Source organism: Sediminicoccus sp. KRV36 (assembly GCF_023243115.1).
GTDB lineage: Bacteria > Pseudomonadota > Alphaproteobacteria > Acetobacterales > Acetobacteraceae > Roseococcus.
The window spans coordinates 1,842,938-1,858,071 of record NZ_CP085081.1; the positions used below are offsets into that span (position 1 = coordinate 1,842,938).

The window sequence follows — 15,134 nt, forward strand, 5'->3', positions numbered from 1 at the left end:
ATTGCTTTTGATCTTCGCCGTCTTTGCCGTGGGCATCATGGCCGGCGTGCCGGTCGCCTTCACGCTGGGCATCGCCGCCGTCGCCGGCTTTCTCTGGGAGGGGCTGAACCCCGCCGTCGCCTTCCAGCAGATGGCGAGCGGCATGAGCATCTTCTCCCTGCTCGCCATTCCATTCTTCATCTTCGCGGGCGAGATCATGCTGCATGGCGGCATCGCGCGCCGCCTGATCGCGCTCGCCTCGGCCTGTGTGGGCTGGATGCGCGGCGGCCTGGGGATGGTGGATGTCTCCACCTCGATGCTGTTCGGCGGCATTTCAGGCTCGGCCGTGGCGGATACCTCGGCCACGGGCACCATCCTGATCCCGGCCATGAAGGCCAAGGGCTATGGCGTGGATTACGCCGTATCCCTCACGGTGACGAGTTCCATCGCCGGCATCCTGATCCCGCCGAGCCACAACATGATCCTGTATTCGCTGGCGGCGGGCGGCGGGATTTCCGTCTCGGCGCTGTTCATCGCGGGCATCGTGCCTGGCATCATGATGTGCCTGCTGCTGGCCGTGGCGGCTTATGTGATGGCGGTGCGGCGCGGCTATCCGGCCGATGGCTGGAAGGGCTTCCGCCACCTGCTCTGGACGTTCGTGGACGCGCTGCCGGGCCTGCTGACGGCGGTGATCATCCTGGGCGGCGTGCTTTCGGGCGTCTTCACCGTCACGGAATCGGCGGCCTTCGGCACCATCTGGGCCTTGCTGGTGACGCTGCTGATCTATCGCGCGCTGCCCTGGGCGGATTTCGTGCTGGCCGTGCGGACCAGCGTGCGCACCACGGCGGTCGTCTTCCTGCTGGTCGGCACCGCCACCGCCTTCGCCTGGCTGCTGGCGATGTATCGGCTGCCGGAATTGCTGACCGACGGCATGCTGGCCATCAGCAGCAACCCCATCGTCATCCTGCTGATGATCAATCTCTGCCTGCTGGCGCTGGGCTGCGTGATGGACATGGCGGCGCTGATCCTCATCACCACGCCCATCTTCCTGCCGGTGGTGCTCGCCATCGGCATGGACCCGGTGCAGTTCGGCATGGTGATGATGATGAATCTGGGCCTGGGCCTCACCACGCCGCCCGTGGGGGCGGTGCTGTTCGTGGGCTGCGCCATCGGCCAGATCCGCATCGAGGAGGTGATGCGCACCATCTGGCCCTTCTGGGGCGCCATCCTGGTGGCGCTGGCCTTCACCACCTATTGGCCGGCGGTTTCCCTCACCCTGCCGCGGCTGCTGCTGGGCTATGTGGGCTGAGCCCACGGCGAAGGCACGGCACACCCACGCGCCGGGGCAGCGGGCCGCCCCGGCGATGGGCGGGAGGCGGTTCCCCGCCGCCCGCTACGCCGTGTGGAAGCTGTGCGCCAATTCGCGCAGCAGCGCGTTTTCCGCATCCGAAATCGGCGAGGTCAGGCCAAGGAAGCTGCCCGTCGCTGACGCCACCCGATGCGCCTGCGCCAGCACGCTGGATTCGAGCGAGCGCCGCTCCTCCGGCGTCAGGGTATGGGTCAGCGCGGCCACGTAATCCTTCCAGGCCTGGAACAGGGCAGGGGCGGGGCGGGTGTGCAGCCAGGCCTCCAGCAATTCGAGGGCCGGGCCACCCGGCTTGAGGCCCGCTTCATTCGCCCCGGCCAGGATCGCCCGGCGCTCCTCGGCCGAGATCGAGCCATCCGTCCAGGCGACCAGCACCATCGGCACCAGGGTCAAGGCGGCAAGCGTGCCGGTGCCGATCTGCAACTGCATGAGGCGCTGAAGCACCACGTCATCCACGATCCCGGTGGCGGCGATCAGGGCTTCCTTGCGGAATTTCTCCGCATCCGCCTGGAGCATCTTCTGGCGGAGTTCTTCATTGTGCCGGGCGAAGAAGGCCTCTTCGAGGCCGGCGCGGCGGGTGGCGAGAATGCTGTCGGACATGTGGTTTCCCCTGGGGCGATCGAATGGGCGTGATTATCAGTTTTGCAGGCAGGGCGGGGCCATGATTTGCCGCAAACCCACCCCGCCGGCGGATGGCGTCAGCCAGGGCCCGCGACGGAGGCGCTCTGGATATTGTGGCGGGCGAGGGAGGCCGCGATGAAGCCGCTCGCCTTCATCTCCTCGATGAAATCGCGCAGATAGGCCAGCGCCGAAGGGTCCCGCCCGCCCGCCAGCCCCAATGCCTGCTCGATCACCATGAAGCGGCCGGGCAGCATGCGCAGCCCGCCGATTCGCGCGGCATCCGCCTCCAGCTGCTGCCGGACGCCAGCCGCGACATCAATGCTCTGCCGGACGAACTCCTCCACGACGCGCGGTGAGGTGGCGATGCGCACCAGGGTGGCGTTGCGGATTTCGCGGCGGAGGAACAGGTCATAGGCGCTGTTCAGGCCGACGGCGATGCGGACGCCGCGGCTATCCACCTGCTCGATCGCGGTGATGGGCGAGTATTCATGCACGAGGAAAGTGCCCTCGATCTCGATGAAGGGGGCCGTGAAATCAATGCCCTGACCGCGTGTCGGGTCCAGCGCGAAGAAGCCGATATCCCCGTCATCGGCGCGCATCGTCGCCACCGCGCGCCCGGCCGAGGGGACGGCGATCAACTCGACATCCAGCGCCAGCCGGCGGGCCAGTTCGCGGGCCAGGTCCACCGAGACCCCGAAGGGCACGGGGTCCCCCGGCCGGCGATTGGCCAGGATCGGGTTGCCGACGTTGATGACCGCGCGCAAGGGCCCCGTGGGGGCGAGGAAGCGGCTCAGCGCCACGGTATCCTGCGCGCGGGCCGTGCCGATGGCGAAGGCGGGGAGGGCGATGAAACCCTGTCGTCTGGAGAACATGCTCAAGCTCCTGCCGGTTTTGGGCGTGACGATCCGCAAGGCTCAAGAGGGGCTGGAGGCGGCCAATGGCGCCGGGTGCCGTCACATCCTGGTGAGGAAAAGCCTGGCGGCGTCTCGCCAAGTGGAATGGTGCCCGGGGGCGGAATCGAACCACCGACACTGCGATTTTCAGTCGCATGCTCTACCAACTGAGCTACCCGGGCGCGCTTGGTGACGGCGTGATAGCGAAGCGGCGGGGGTGTGTCCAGCCGGGCTAGCGTTCTTCGTCCTGCTCCTCCGGCTCCACCACCGGCACGGCATAGCTTTCGGTGAACCAGCGGCCGAGATCCACCTGCCGGCAACGCTCGGAACAGAAGGGATAGGCGCTGCGCTGGCCGGGTTCGCGCTTCGCCGAGGGCTTGCGGCAGATCGGGCAGCGCAGCTCAGGCATGGGGGGCGTCAGGCATCGGTGATCTCCGGCGTCGGCCCGGCGCGGAGCAGGATGGGGTGGCCGGCCAGGGCGGTGAATTCCTCCAGCGCCTCGGGCATGGCGTCCAGCGCCGCGAGGACGGGGCCAGTGGCATGCAGGGCCAGGCGGCGGCCGGGCGCTGCCGCCGATTCGCGCGCGGCCTGGCGCAGCAGCGCGAGGCCGGTGGCCAGGGCGCGCTCGGACAGCGTTTCATGCAGGGGCGGGTGGATGCGGGCGCGGCGCAGCTCGAACAGGCCGAGCGGGCCGAGGCCCAGCAGCTGCGTCAGCCCATCATGCCCGCAGGCGGCGCGCAGATCGGGCTCCAGCGCCGCGCGCTGCTTCACCGAAAGCCCCGCGAGGTCGAGCAGGATGGGGCCGGCCAGGTCCCGCAGGCGCAGTTGCCGGGCGAATTCGGGGATGGCCAGGCGATTCACCTCGCGCGGGTCGGCGCCGCCGGAATCCACATCCACCGCGGTCAGGGCGGGCAGGGGGGAAAAGATCAGCCGCCCGCCGCCCGGCAAATCCCATTCGGGGGATGCGAGGCGCGCCACCTCATCCTCCAGCGCGTCATCGAAGGCATTGCCCTGGAGCAGCACGCGCCCCGCACCGAGCACCCCGCGCAGCCGCGCAACCTCGGCCGCGTCATCGGCGATGATGCGCGCCTCGGGGTAGGCGGCGGCCCAGCGCAGGGCGGCGTCGGGGCCCCGGGCGATCAGGGCTTCCCCCTCGATCTGCGGCGTTTTCGCGGAGAGGCGCTTGCCCTTGCCGCCCTGGCCGGCGCGGGTCACGCGCAGCGTCAGGATGGTGCCTTCGGACGGTAGTTTGCGGCCTTCGCAATCGCTCTCGGGCAGGAAGCCCGACTCGCCATCCGGCAAGGCCACGAAAGCGCCGGCGAGGGTCGGCATCACGGCGCTGACGCGGCCGCGCAGGATATCGCCCACGCCGTCGGGCCGCGCCGGGCGCTCCAGCCGGTAGGCGTGCAGCGCGCCATCGCGCAGCAGCGCCACGCGGCGCTCTCCGGGTGAGCGGGAGAGGTGGATCTGCATCATCAGGGACGCAGCCAGCCGCAGCCGCGCAGCAATTGCGCGGTCTCGAACAGCGGCAGGCCGACGACGTTGGAGTGGCTGCCCGACAGGAAGCGCACGAACATCTCGGCGGCACCCTGGATGGCGTAGCCGCCCGCCTTGCCCTGCCATTCGCCCGCCTCGACATAGGCCGCGATCTGCTGGTCCGTCAGGCGCTGGAAGGCGAGGATGGTGGTGACCAGGCGGGTGGCGATCCGCCCATCGGGCTGGCGCAGCGCGACACCCGTATGCACCTGGTGGCGGCGGCCGGAGAGGAGTTCCAGAAAGCGGCGCGCCTCCGCCGGGCTGTCCGGCTTGCCGAGGATGCGGCGGCCGACGCCCACCACCGTATCGGCGGCCAGGACCAGCGCGGCCGGGTCGGCCGCGGCCTGCGCCTTGGCCAGGGCCAGGCGGGCGGCCAGGTTGCGCGGCAATTCGGCGGGCTTCGGGGTTTCGTTGATATCGGCCGGCGCCACGCGATCCGGCGTCACGCCGATGCGGGCCAGCAGCTCGATCCGGCGCGGGCTGGCCGAGGCGAGGACCAGGGGCGGCCGCTCGCGCGTCAAAGCCCCACCCGTCAAACTCATGGAAGGCTGCCCGGTTCCCTGAAGCGGCCCATTCACTTGAAGCGAAAGGTGATGCGGCCCTTTGTCAGGTCATACGGCGTCATCTCGACATTCACGCGGTCCCCGGCGAGGACGCGGATGCGGTTCTTGCGCATCTTTCCCGAGGTATGGGCGAGCACCATGTGCTCATTGTCCAGCTTCACGCGGAACATGGCGTTGGGGAGAAGTTCAACGACCTGGCCGCTGAACTCGATCATATCCTCTTTAGACATTCGGGTCCTTTGATCCGCCTCGTGGTTCAACCGGGGAGTGGCGCAGAGCAATGCGCCGCTGGCGGCGTGAAGCCCCCGGGCGCTGGGTGGTGCGCGCGGTGAATGCGCCCGGAATGGCGCAAGGTCAAGTTTTGACACAAGCTCCTCCGGGCAGGAACAGGGGACGTGCCATGCAGCTGGTCGCGGCGAGCCGGATCGAGATTCAGGTCATCGTGGATAATGTGCTGGACATGCTCTCCTCCGCGCCGCGTTTCGTGCTGCGTGAGGCGCAGCAATTGCGGCACCAGGGGATGAAGCGCACCTCGGGTGGGGCGCTGTGTTGTGCCAGCCACGGCCTCTCCCTTCTGGTCACGGCGCATGGGCCGGCGGGGCCGCGCAGCCTGCTGTTTGACGGCGGGCCGGTGGATATGGCGATGGAGCGCAACGCGACCCGCCTCGGCGTGGATTTCGCTGCCATCGAGGCGGTGGTGCTGAGCCATGGCCATTGGGACCATGCGGGCGGCCTGCCGCAGGCGCTGGCGATGATGCGCGCGGCCAATGGCGGGCGCGCGACGCCGCTCTACCTGCATCCCGGCATGTTCCGCGAGCGCGGCATGCGCCAGCCCGATGGCGGGGTGCTGCCCATGGATTTCATCCCGGCACCCGGCGAATGGGCGGCCATGGGTGCCACGCCGATCGTCACGGCCGAACCGCAACTGGCCCTGGATGGCCTGTTCTATGTGAGCGGCGAAATTCCCCGCGTGACGCCCTATGAGCGCGGCCTGCCCGGCCAGGTGGGCCGCGATGCGGAGGATGCCGCATGGCAGGCCGATGAGCTGCTGATGGATGAGCGCTTCCTGGCGGTGCGCCTCGCGGGCCAGGGGCTGATCATCTTTTCCGCCTGCTCGCATGCCGGGGTGGTGAATGTGCTGCACGCGGCGCGCGCGGCCTTCCCGGAGGAGGCGATCTTCGCCGTGATGGGCGGCTTTCACCTCTCGGGCGAGAACGAGAAGATCATCCCCGAGACGGTGCGCGATATCGGCGGGTTTGATCTGCCGCTGGTGATCCCGGCGCATTGCACCGGGTGGCGGGCGGTGAATGCGCTGGAACGCGCGCTGGGCGAACGCGTGGTGCCGGCGGCGGTCGGCAAGCTGTTCACGCTGGAGTGACCAGGTGCGGGGCTGTGCCCCGGAGATGCAAGAACCTGAGGTTCTTGCCGGGGCTTGGGGCAGCGCCCCAATTTACATTGATTTTGAATATACTTTTCCCTATTGTTCGCGTTATGTTCCATCGCATCCCCCACCGCCCCCTCACCGACCGCCAATGGGCCGCGCTGCGCCCCTATGTGGAGCGCGACGCCCCGCAGGGCCGGCCCCTGGCTGATCTGCGCCACCGCATGAATGGCATGTTCTGGCTGCTCACCACCGACGCCCCCTGGCGGGAGGTTCCGCCCGAATATGGCGAGGCGGGCACCGTCGCCCGGCATTTCCGCCGGCTGACGAAGGCCGGGCTGTGGGAGGAACTGCTCCAGGCGCTGCATGATCTTGGGCCCCGCCACCCGCTGCAATCGCTGCGGCGGGTGATCTTCCGGGGCGCGCGGCGGGCGTATCGGATGCGCGGAATGGGCATCATTGTCCTGGCGCGGCGCTTGAAGTTTCTCGGCGCCCTGCCTGGGCCGGCCTGGATGCTGCCTGATCCGGATTTGTCCAAAAGGCTGGTGGCGCTGCAAATGCGCCATCGTGAAAATTTCGGGCGCTTCGTGCTGCAATGGGGCCGGGCGCTGCGCAACCTGATGGGGATGGTGGGGGGCCGCGCCCATATCCCGCGCTCGCTCCGGCTGGCCATGGCGTGATGGCGGGCGCGACGGCCCGGCCGGCGCTTCATTCCGCGAAGGTTGCGCGCCGGCGCGCCTCCGGGCTTGAATGGCGGCGTAACGAGCGGGCGCCACGTCCCGCCAGGGAGAGAACGCGATGAGCCAGAACCTGGCCCTGAATGTGAACGGCCGCGCCGTCACCATCACCGTTGATGACCCCGACATGCCGCTGCTCTACGCGCTGCGCAACGAGGTGGGCGTCACCGGTCCGCATTATGGCTGTGGCCTTGGCCAATGCGGCGCCTGCACCGTGCATGTGGAGGGCGAGGCGGTGCGCTCCTGCCAGCTTCCCGTGGGGCAGGCGGCGGGCAAGCGGATCGTCACGCTGGAGGGGCTGGGCACGCCAGCCGCCCCCCACAAGCTGCAACAGGCCTTCATCGCCGAGCAGGCGGTGCAATGCGGCTACTGCGCCAATGGGATGATCATGCAATCGGCGGCGCTGCTGGCGAAAAATCCGCGCCCGACCGAGGCGCAGGTCAAGCAGGAACTCGTCAACAACATCTGCCGCTGCGGCACGCATCCGCGCGTCGTCGCCGCCGTGCTGCGCGCCGCGGCGCAGGGCTGAGGGAGGGCAGGGACATGAACGCAATCAATCTGGACCGCCGCTCCCTCCTCACGGCCGGGGGCGCGCTGGTGGTGGGCTTCACCCTGCCGCCATCGGCCAAGGCCTGGACCGAGAAATCCGTGGCGGCGGATGAGGTGGCAAGTTTCCTGGCGATTGATGCCCAGGGCGGTGTCACCGTCTATATCGGCAAGGTGGATCTCGGCACCGGCGTGCGCACCGGCTTCATGCAGATGGCCGCCGAGGAACTGGATGTCGCGCTGGCCCGCGTGCGGGTGATCGAGGGCGATACGGCGCTGACGCCGGATCAGGGGCCGACCTATGGCTCGCTCTCCATCCAGAATGGCGGCGTCGCGCTGCGGGCCGCCGCCGCCACCGCGCGCCGCGCCCTGGTGCAGCGCGCGGCCGAGCGGCTGCGGGCCGAGGTTTCGGCGCTGCGGGTCGAGGATGGCGTGGTGATCGGCCCCTCGGGCCGCGTCACCTATGCCGAGCTGGTCGGCGGGCGCGCGCTGGAGATGAAGGTGGATGCCGCGGCCCCCATCAAGGCGCCGGGCGAGCGCCGGATCGTCGGCCGTTCGGTGCCGCGGGTGGATATCCCGGACAAGGTCTTCGGCCGCTTCGAATATGTGCATGACTTCAAGCTGCCGGGCATGCTGCATGGCCGCCCGGTGCGCCCGCCCGCCATGGGTGCGGTGGCGCAATCGGTGGATGAAGCCAGCATCCGCGGCATTCCGGGCGTGGTGCGCGTGGTGCACCAGGGCGCCTTTGTCGGCGTGGTGGCCGAAACGGAATGGGCGGCGATCCGCGCGGCGCGGGACCTCAAGGTGAGCTGGTCCGAATGGGCCGGCCTGCCGGATCAGTCCAAGCTGTGGGAGCATGTGCGATCCACGCCGGTCGCCCAGGTGCAGGTGACGTCGGAGCGCGGGGCGCCGGGGGCGGCGATCCAGGGGGCCGCGAAGCGCGTCTCAGCCAGCTATGACTTCGCCATCCACACCCATGGCTCGATGGGCCCTTCCTGCGCGGTCGCCGAGTTCAAGGATGGCAAGCTCACCACCTGGTCCGCCAGCCAAGCCACGCATAATCTGCGCAAGCAACTGGCCATGATGCTCGGCATGACGAATGAGCAGGTGCGCTGCATCTACATGGAGGGGGCGGGCTGCTACGGCCGCAACGGCCATGAGGATGCGGCGGCCGATGCGGCGCTGCTGGCCCGCGCCGTGGGCCGCCCGGTGCGCGTGCAATGGATGCGCGCCGATGAGCATGGCTGGGACCCCAAGGGCCCGCCGCATCTGGTGGACCTCCGCGCCGGGCTGGATGCGCAGGGCAATATCGTGGGTTGGGAGAGCGAGGCCTTCATCCCGAAAGGGGCGGGCGGCAATGTGGACCTGACGGCGGCGGAGCTTTCGGGCATGCCGCGCGAAAACCAGATCCATCCCGGCAACATCGTCCACAACCTGGCGCTGCCCTACAGCTTCCCGGCGATCAAGACGACCTGCCACCGCCTGGACACCACGCCCTTCCGGCCGAGCTGGATCCGCACGCCAGGCCGCATGCAGAACACCTACGCCAATGAGGCTTTCCTCGATGAATGCGCGGCCGAGGCGGCGGCGGACCCGGTGGAATACCGCCTGCGCCTGATGCCGCAGGATGACCCGCGCGGGCGCACCGTGCTGGAGCGCGTGGCGCGCCTGTCCAACTGGCAGACGCGGCCGAGCCCGCAGCGCAACCTCAGCGGCGATGTCGTGCGCGGGCGGGGCGTGACCTATGTGAAGTATGAGCTGGTGCGCACCTATGTGGCCGCCGTGGCCGAGGTGGAGGTCAATCGCCGCACCGGGGATATCCGGGTGACGAAATTCTACTGCACGCATGATTGCGGGCAGATCATCCATCCGGATGGGGTGAAGGCGCAGATCGAGGGGAACATCATCCACACCCTCAGCCGCACCCTGCACGAGGAGCTGACCTTCGACCGCAAGACCATCACGAGCCTGGATTGGGCGAGCTACCGGACGATCACCTTCCCGGAAATCCCCGAGATCGTGGTCGAGCTGATTGACCGCCCGACCGAACGCCCCTGGGGCGCTGGCGAGCCGGCGGCGGCGGTGATTCCTTCGGCCGTCTCGAACGCGATCTTTGACGCGACGGGGGTGCGGATGCGCTCGATCCCCTTCACGGCGGCGCGGTTCCGGGCGGCGGCGCAGGGGACGTGACGGAAAAGCCGGGGCTCCAATATCTCAGGATCGGGGCCCCACACCCCCTTCCTGGGATCGTCGGCTGAGGGCGGTTTGCGCCCCCAGACGGCAGCATGATCAGTCCAGGCTAAATTGTCCCAATGCCCGCTGCCGCCAGAATCCGCGCCAGCGCTTCATCGCGGCCCAGCGCGAACAGCGTGAGGTCAATCGGCGGGGACATGGTGCTGCCGGTCAGCGCCACGCGCAAAGGCTGGGCGATGTCCTTGAGCTTCACCGCCTTCACCTCGGCATAGTCGCGCAGCCAATGTTCGAGATCGGCGCGCTCCCACGGGGCGGCCGAGAGGAATTCCGCGAGATCGGCGAGGCGCGCCTTGGCGTCCTGTGTCAGCAGCGCGGCCGATTTGGCATCCGGCTCGGGCGCGCCGTCCGTCACGGCGAAGGCGGCGCTGGCCGCGAGCTCGGCGAGGTTTTTCGCGCGCTCCTGCAGGGCCGGCAGCAGCGCCTGCACGCGGGCGATCTTCTCGGTGCCGAACAACTCGCCCGAGGCCGAGAGGCGGTGCAGCACATCGGGCAGCAGTTTCACGGGGTCGGCCTGGCGCAGATAGACGCCGTTCACATGCTCCAGCTTCTTGTAGTCCATGCGGGAGGCCGCGCGGCCGACATCATGCAGGTCGAAGATCTGCTCGGCGCGGGCGCGGGGGATGATTTCCTCATCGCCATGGCCCCAGCCCAGGCGCAACAGATAGTTGCAGACGGCTTCCGGCAGCAGGCCCTGGTCCCGGAAATCGAGCACGGAAACCGCGCCATGCCGCTTGCTGAGCTTCGCGCCATCCGCGCCATGGATGAGCGGGATGTGGCCGAAGCGCGGGCGGTGCCAGCCCATCGCGTCATAGACCATGCATTGGCGGAAGGTGTTGGTCAGGTGGTCATCGCCGCGGATGACGTGGGTGATGCCCATGTCATGGTCGTCCACCACCACGGCATGCAGATAGGTGGGTGTCCCGTCGGAGCGCAGGATGATCATGTCATCCAGCTCGGTATTGGCGACGGTGACGTTGCCCTGGACCTGGTCCTCCACCACCGTCTCGCCGGTTTGCGGCGCCTTGAGGCGGATGGCGAAGGGCTGGCCGGCCTGGGCGGCACCTGGCTCACGCTCGCGCCAATGGCCATCGTAGCGGGGCGGGCGCTTTTCAGCGATGGCGCGCTCGCGCATGGCCACCAGCTCCTCGGGGGTTTCATAGGCGCGGTAGGCGAGGCCGGCGGCGAGGAGTTCATGCGCCACCTCGGCATGGCGGGCCTCACGCCGGGATTGGAAGACCGGCGGCTCATCGGGGCTGAGGCCCAGCCAGGCCAGGGATTCCAGGATCTGGTCCACGGCTTCCTGGGTGCTGCGGGCGCGGTCGGTATCCTCGATGCGCAGGAGGTAGGCGCCGCCATGCCGCCGCGCGAAGAGCGCGTTGAACAGCGCGGTGCGGGCACCGCCAATATGCAGGAAGCCGGTGGGGGAGGGGGCGAAGCGGGTGCGAACGGTCATGCGCCTGTGTATCACGATGCTGGACGGCGGTTGAGGGGTGGTGCACGTCTGCGTGCAGATGCAGCCTCCGCTACAACCCTGGGTGATTCGCCGTCTGGAATCCGAGCAGGGGCGCCTCGCGCTCTGGCTGCCGGTGGCGCTGGGTGTTGGGGTGCTGCTGTATTTCGTGCCGCGCTTCGAGCCGCCGCTCTGGTGGGGAGGCCTCGCGCTGCTGCCGGCGGGATTGGCCCTCCGGCTGCGCGCGCAGTCGCCCTTGCTGGCCTGGGCCATGGCGCTGCTGGCCTGCATCGGCGGCGGTTTCGCGCTGGCCGGCTGGCACGGCATGCGCGCGGCGCCCATCCTGGAGCTGCCGCGCGGGGCGATGGCATTGCGCGGAACGGTGGTGGAAGTGGACCCGCTGCCGGGCGGCTTGCGCCTCACCCTCGCCGAGGCGCGCTGGGCCGAGGAGATGCCGCCCGCCGCCCGGCTTATCCGTGTCCGGCTGCGTGCCAACGACCGGGCCCGGCCGGAACCCGGGGATCGCGTGGCCTTGCGCGCGTTGATCCGCCCGCCCTCGGCGCCGGCCTATCCGGGCGCCTGGGATTTCCAGCGTGCAGCGTTTTTCGAGGGCGTCGCCGGCTCCGGCTTCGCGCTCGGGCCGCTGGAGATCATGGCGCGCGACGGCGCGGCCCCGCCGCTTTCGGGGCTGCGCGCGCGGATCGAGGCGCAGGTGATGGCGGCGCTGCCCGGCGCTGCGGGCGCGATTGCGGCGGCCCTGCTGACGGGCGGGCAAAGCGGCATTCCGCCGGCCGAGATGCAGGCGATGCGGGATTCGGGCCTGGCGCATCTGTTGTCCGTCTCGGGGCTGCATATCGCCATCGTGATGGGGCTGGTCTTTGCCCTGGCGCGGGGTGGCTTGGCGCTCTGGCCCGGCTTCGCGCTGCGCTTCGGCACCAAGCCGGTGGCGGCCATCCTCGCCCTGCTGGCGGGTGGCTTCTACATGGTGCTGACCGGCAGCCAGGTGCCGATGCAGCGCAGCTTTGCCATGGCCGCGCTGGTCACGCTGGCGCTGCTGGTTGGCCGGCGCGCGCTGAGCCCGCGGGTGCTGGCCTTCGCTGCGGTCGCCGTGCTGGTGCTGCAACCCGCCGCGCTGCTTGGCCCCTCCTTCCAGATGAGCTTCGCCGCCGTGCTGGCGCTCATCGCGGCGTTCGAGGCGGCGCGGCCCTGGCTGATGGGGGGGGCCGCGCCGCGTCCGCTCTGGCAGCGTCTGGGTCTGGTCCTGCTCGGCACGCTGGCGACCTCGGTGATCGCCGGTGCGGCGACCACGCCTTTCGGGCTGCATCACTTCGGCCGGGTGCAGGTGTATGGCGTGGCGGCCAATGCGCTGGCCGTGCCGCTGACCTCCTTTCTGGTGATGCCGGCCGGGATGCTGGCCCTGCTGCTGATGCCCTTCGGTGCCGAGGGCATGCCGCTTGCGCTGATGGGCTGGGGCATCGCGGGCATTCTGTGGGTGGCGCAGGCGGTGGCCGCCTGGCCGGGCGCGGCCCTGGCCATGGCGCCCTTGCCAGGCCATGGCCTCGCGCTGATCGCCTTCGGCTTCTGCTGGCTGTGCCTCTGGCGTCAACGCTGGCGGCTGCTGGGCTGCCTGCCGATGGCGCTGGGCTTCGCCAGCTGGAGCTGGGTCAGCCTGCCGGCAGCGCTGGCTTCGGCAGATGGGCGGCTTTTTGCCTTTCAGGTCGCGGGGGAGGTGTTCTTCGAAAGGCGGCCCGGCGCGTCCCGTTTCACCGGCGATGCCTGGCTGCGTGGCTTCGGCGATGATGCGGGAACACCCTTGCCCGTGGACGGTGAGCTTGCGGGCGGACGCATCGCCTGCACGCCGCAATCCTGTCTGCTGCGTGATGCTGCCGGTGCGGCGGCCGTGCTGCTGCTGCGCCCGCCCATGCCGCAGCGCGGGCAGCGCGCCGCGGCGGAGTTCCGGCGCGGCGCGCACCCGGCTTGCGGCACGGCGCCGGTCATTCTCTCGCCCGAGCCCCTGCGCGGGGATTGCCCCGGGAGTGTGGTGGTGGATCGCTTTTCGGCATGGCGCGATGGCGCGCATGCGGTGTGGCTGGCGCCGCCGCGCGTGGTGTCCGATCGCGATTGGCGCGGGGATCGCCCCTGGGTGCCGCCGCGCCCCACGCCGCGCGCACAAACCCAGGAACCGCCGGCTGAGACGGAGTAGGCCGGATCGCCGCAGGGCCGCTTGGCCCGCAGGCGTGAATCCGCCCTTCACCGGTTCGGATCGCCGCAGGGCCGCTTGGCCCGCAGGCGTGAATCCGCCCTTCACCGGTTCGGATCGCCGCAGGGCTGCTTGGCCCGCAGGCGTGAATCCGCCCTTCACCGGTTCGGATCGCCGCAGGGCCGCTTGGCCCGCAGGCGTGAATCCGCCTTTCACCGGTTCGGATCGCCGCAGGGCCGCTTGGCCCGCAGGCGTGAATCCGCCCGTCCACGCCGCACTATGGCAGCACGAACCCCTGCACGAGGCTGGAGGAAAGCAGTGCCCAGCCATCCACCAGCACGAAGAAGATCAGCTTGAAGGGCAGCGCCACCACCGAGGGCGGCAGCATCATCATGCCGAGCGACATGAGGATGGAGGCCACCACCATGTCGATCACCAGGAAGGGCAGGAACAGCAGGAAGCCGATCTCGAAGGCGCGCTTGAGTTCGGTGACGAGGAAGGCCGGCATCAGCGTGCGGAAGGGCGCCGCCTCGGGCGCTGTGACCGGCAGCCGCGCGAGCTGGTTGAACAGGTTGACGTCGCTCTCGCGCACATTGGCGGCCATGAATTTGCGGAAGGGCTCGGCCATGGCGGTCAGGCCTTCCAGCTCCGTCAGGCGGCCTTCATTCATGGGCACGACGCCCAGCGTCCAGGCCTGGTCCAGCACCGGCTGCATGACGAAGAAGGAGAGGAACAGCGCGAGGCCGATCAACACCGGATTGGGCGGCACGCCCTGCGCGCCGATGGCCGTGCGCAGCAGCGCCAGCACGATGACGATGCGGGTGAAGGCCGTGGCCATGACCAGCAGCGAAGGTGCGAGCGAGATCAGCCCGATCAGCGCGGTGAGCTGCACGAGGCGCGCCGTGGCGCCCGGCTGGTTGCCGCCGAGATCGAGCGAGACGGACTGCGCGAGGGCGGGCGCGCCGCACAGCAGCAGCGCGGCCAGGGTGGTGGTGAAGAGCACGGCGATGAACTTCATGGCGGCGGGGGCAGCCAGCCCAGCATCTGGTCGCCGGCGGGGCCGGTCAGCAGCAGGGCTTCGCGGCCGTCACAGGCGATCAGCACGAGCCGGCGGCGCGCATCCAGCGCCTGCACGGAGCGGATGTTGAGCCGGCCCGGCACGGCCGTCGCAAGCCCGCGCCGGCGGGCGATGCGCGCCGCCCCCCAGGCCAGCAGCAGCACGGCGGCCAGGGCGGCCACGGCCTGCAGGATCATCGCGGGATGGGCGGTGGTTGACATGCGCGGCCTCCTGCCTGCGCTGGAGGGAGGATCAAGGCTCGGCGAGGCAGCGGGACAGCAGGTCAATCTCCTGCGCGAGCCCGGCCAGGGAGCCGAGCAGCGCCTGGCCGGAATCGCCGGGCAGGCAGGCGACGGCGGCGCAGAGCCGCGCGGCCTCGCGGTCGAGCCCGGCGAGGTCCACGCTGCGCCCGGCCAGCACCAGCGCACGGGCCATGGTGAGCGTGCCCTGCAGGCTCTCGATCGCCGCCAGGGTGGCGGCGACTTCGAATTCGGCGCGCGCTGTTTCGGGGTTTGGGGTCCGGTTCGCCATGGCCCAGGAATGCCCTGCGGA

General features: G+C 69.8%; 16 protein-coding genes and 1 tRNA gene. 6 read left to right on the forward strand and 11 right to left on the reverse strand.

Features of this window, described 5'->3' with window-relative positions; genetic code table 11:
• Nucleotide 1 precedes the first annotated feature (1 nt).
• A complete protein-coding gene (locus LHU95_RS08395) occupies nucleotides 2-1,288 on the forward strand; it encodes a TRAP transporter large permease (protein WP_349292683.1) in 1,287 nt (428 codons plus the stop codon).
• An 84-nt stretch (nucleotides 1,289-1,372) separates the two neighbouring features.
• Here LHU95_RS08395 and LHU95_RS08400 read toward each other — a convergent pair whose 3' ends face one another.
• The 7 genes from LHU95_RS08400 to infA form a co-directional block, all read right to left on the reverse strand.
• A complete protein-coding gene (locus LHU95_RS08400; protein WP_248710915.1) occupies nucleotides 1,373-1,945 on the reverse strand; it encodes a hypothetical protein in 573 nt (190 codons plus the stop codon).
• A 98-nt stretch (nucleotides 1,946-2,043) separates the two neighbouring features.
• On the reverse strand, nucleotides 2,044-2,838 hold the full coding sequence (locus LHU95_RS08405; protein WP_248710916.1) for a transporter substrate-binding domain-containing protein: 795 nt from the start codon (nucleotides 2,836-2,838) through the stop codon (nucleotides 2,044-2,046).
• A gap of 127 nt (nucleotides 2,839-2,965) precedes the next feature.
• Nucleotides 2,966-3,041: transfer RNA gene (locus LHU95_RS08410), tRNA-Phe, on the reverse strand.
• 50 nt (nucleotides 3,042-3,091) lie between these two features.
• Nucleotides 3,092-3,268: a DNA gyrase inhibitor YacG gene (gene yacG, locus LHU95_RS08415; protein ID WP_248710917.1), complete on the reverse strand. Its 177-nt coding sequence runs from the start codon at nucleotides 3,266-3,268 to the stop codon at nucleotides 3,092-3,094.
• Between the two features lie 8 nt (nucleotides 3,269-3,276).
• Nucleotides 3,277-4,335 (reverse strand): ribonuclease E/G, encoded by a 1,059-nt coding sequence (locus tag LHU95_RS08420; RefSeq protein WP_248710918.1) that lies wholly within the window; start codon nucleotides 4,333-4,335, stop codon nucleotides 3,277-3,279.
• Complete coding sequence (locus tag LHU95_RS08425) at nucleotides 4,335-4,937, reverse strand: Maf family protein (RefSeq protein WP_248710919.1); 603 nt, start codon at nucleotides 4,935-4,937, stop codon at nucleotides 4,335-4,337. Before LHU95_RS08425 ends, LHU95_RS08420 begins: the two co-directional genes overlap by 1 nt.
• 32 nt (nucleotides 4,938-4,969) lie before the next feature.
• Nucleotides 4,970-5,188, reverse strand: coding sequence for a translation initiation factor IF-1 (gene infA, locus LHU95_RS08430; protein ID WP_007003972.1), 219 nt, complete (start codon nucleotides 5,186-5,188; stop codon nucleotides 4,970-4,972).
• Between the two features lie 170 nt (nucleotides 5,189-5,358).
• Between infA and LHU95_RS08435 the strand changes: the two genes are divergently transcribed.
• The 4 genes from LHU95_RS08435 to LHU95_RS08450 all read left to right on the forward strand — a co-directional run bounded on the left by LHU95_RS08435 (nucleotide 5,359) and on the right by LHU95_RS08450 (nucleotide 9,812).
• Entirely contained in the window at nucleotides 5,359-6,336 is a 978-nt protein-coding gene (locus tag LHU95_RS08435; protein ID WP_248710920.1) for an MBL fold metallo-hydrolase, read from the forward strand.
• 113 nt (nucleotides 6,337-6,449) lie between these two features.
• A complete protein-coding gene (locus LHU95_RS08440) occupies nucleotides 6,450-7,019 on the forward strand; it encodes a transposase (protein WP_248710921.1) in 570 nt (189 codons plus the stop codon).
• Nucleotides 7,020-7,137: 118 nt separating this feature from the next.
• Complete coding sequence (locus tag LHU95_RS08445; protein ID WP_248710922.1) at nucleotides 7,138-7,605, forward strand: (2Fe-2S)-binding protein; 468 nt, start codon at nucleotides 7,138-7,140, stop codon at nucleotides 7,603-7,605.
• Nucleotides 7,606-7,619: 14 nt separating this feature from the next.
• Nucleotides 7,620-9,812 carry a molybdopterin cofactor-binding domain-containing protein gene (locus LHU95_RS08450; protein ID WP_248710923.1) on the forward strand — a complete coding sequence of 731 codons (2,193 nt, stop codon included), beginning with the start codon at nucleotides 7,620-7,622 and terminating at the stop codon, nucleotides 9,810-9,812.
• 109 nt (nucleotides 9,813-9,921) lie between these two features.
• Here the strand turns inward: LHU95_RS08450 and gltX are convergent, their stop codons facing one another.
• The gene (gene gltX / locus LHU95_RS08455; protein ID WP_248710924.1) at nucleotides 9,922-11,328 is read right to left on the reverse strand and encodes a glutamate--tRNA ligase; all 1,407 of its coding nucleotides are present in this window, start codon (nucleotides 11,326-11,328) and stop codon (nucleotides 9,922-9,924) included.
• Between the two features lie 82 nt (nucleotides 11,329-11,410).
• On the opposite strand from gltX, the gene LHU95_RS08460 reads away from it, so the two are divergent.
• Complete coding sequence (locus LHU95_RS08460) at nucleotides 11,411-13,528, forward strand: ComEC/Rec2 family competence protein (RefSeq protein WP_248710925.1); 2,118 nt, start codon at nucleotides 11,411-11,413, stop codon at nucleotides 13,526-13,528.
• Nucleotides 13,529-13,802: 274 nt separating this feature from the next.
• Here the strand turns inward: LHU95_RS08460 and fliP are convergent, their stop codons facing one another.
• From fliP to LHU95_RS08475, 3 genes are read right to left on the reverse strand one after another with little or no spacing between them, the layout of a single operon-like run.
• Nucleotides 13,803-14,543, reverse strand: coding sequence for a flagellar type III secretion system pore protein FliP (gene fliP / locus LHU95_RS08465; protein WP_248710926.1), 741 nt, complete (start codon nucleotides 14,541-14,543; stop codon nucleotides 13,803-13,805).
• Complete coding sequence (locus LHU95_RS08470) at nucleotides 14,540-14,803, reverse strand: hypothetical protein (RefSeq protein WP_248710927.1); 264 nt, start codon at nucleotides 14,801-14,803, stop codon at nucleotides 14,540-14,542. The genes fliP and LHU95_RS08470 overlap by 4 nt, the downstream gene beginning before the upstream one ends.
• A 31-nt stretch (nucleotides 14,804-14,834) precedes the next feature.
• Nucleotides 14,835-15,113, reverse strand: coding sequence for a hypothetical protein (locus tag LHU95_RS08475; RefSeq protein WP_248710928.1), 279 nt, complete (start codon nucleotides 15,111-15,113; stop codon nucleotides 14,835-14,837).
• Nucleotides 15,114-15,134 lie beyond the last annotated feature (21 nt).

What these genes read in the sequence shown, in the direction of transcription:
- fliP (WP_248710926.1), bottom strand. Translation starts at nt 14,543, where the DNA reads ATGAAGTTCATCGCCGTGCTCTTCACCACCACCCTGGCCGCGCTGCTG.
- LHU95_RS08420 (WP_248710918.1), bottom strand. Translation starts at nt 4,335, where the DNA reads ATGATGCAGATCCACCTCTCCCGCTCACCCGGAGAGCGCCGCGTGGCG.
- LHU95_RS08445 (WP_248710922.1), top strand. Translation starts at nt 7,138, where the DNA reads ATGAGCCAGAACCTGGCCCTGAATGTGAACGGCCGCGCCGTCACCATC.
- LHU95_RS08440 (WP_248710921.1), top strand. Translation starts at nt 6,450, where the DNA reads ATGTTCCATCGCATCCCCCACCGCCCCCTCACCGACCGCCAATGGGCC.
- LHU95_RS08425 (WP_248710919.1), bottom strand. Translation starts at nt 4,937, where the DNA reads ATGAGTTTGACGGGTGGGGCTTTGACGCGCGAGCGGCCGCCCCTGGTC.
- LHU95_RS08475 (WP_248710928.1), bottom strand. Translation starts at nt 15,113, where the DNA reads ATGGCGAACCGGACCCCAAACCCCGAAACAGCGCGCGCCGAATTCGAA.
- LHU95_RS08450 (WP_248710923.1), top strand. Translation starts at nt 7,620, where the DNA reads ATGAACGCAATCAATCTGGACCGCCGCTCCCTCCTCACGGCCGGGGGC.
- gltX (WP_248710924.1), bottom strand. Translation starts at nt 11,328, where the DNA reads ATGACCGTTCGCACCCGCTTCGCCCCCTCCCCCACCGGCTTCCTGCAT.
- LHU95_RS08435 (WP_248710920.1), top strand. Translation starts at nt 5,359, where the DNA reads ATGCAGCTGGTCGCGGCGAGCCGGATCGAGATTCAGGTCATCGTGGAT.
- yacG (WP_248710917.1), bottom strand. Translation starts at nt 3,268, where the DNA reads ATGCCTGAGCTGCGCTGCCCGATCTGCCGCAAGCCCTCGGCGAAGCGC.
- LHU95_RS08400 (WP_248710915.1), bottom strand. Translation starts at nt 1,945, where the DNA reads ATGTCCGACAGCATTCTCGCCACCCGCCGCGCCGGCCTCGAAGAGGCC.
- LHU95_RS08405 (WP_248710916.1), bottom strand. Translation starts at nt 2,838, where the DNA reads ATGTTCTCCAGACGACAGGGTTTCATCGCCCTCCCCGCCTTCGCCATC.
- infA (WP_007003972.1), bottom strand. Translation starts at nt 5,188, where the DNA reads ATGTCTAAAGAGGATATGATCGAGTTCAGCGGCCAGGTCGTTGAACTT.
- LHU95_RS08470 (WP_248710927.1), bottom strand. Translation starts at nt 14,803, where the DNA reads ATGTCAACCACCGCCCATCCCGCGATGATCCTGCAGGCCGTGGCCGCC.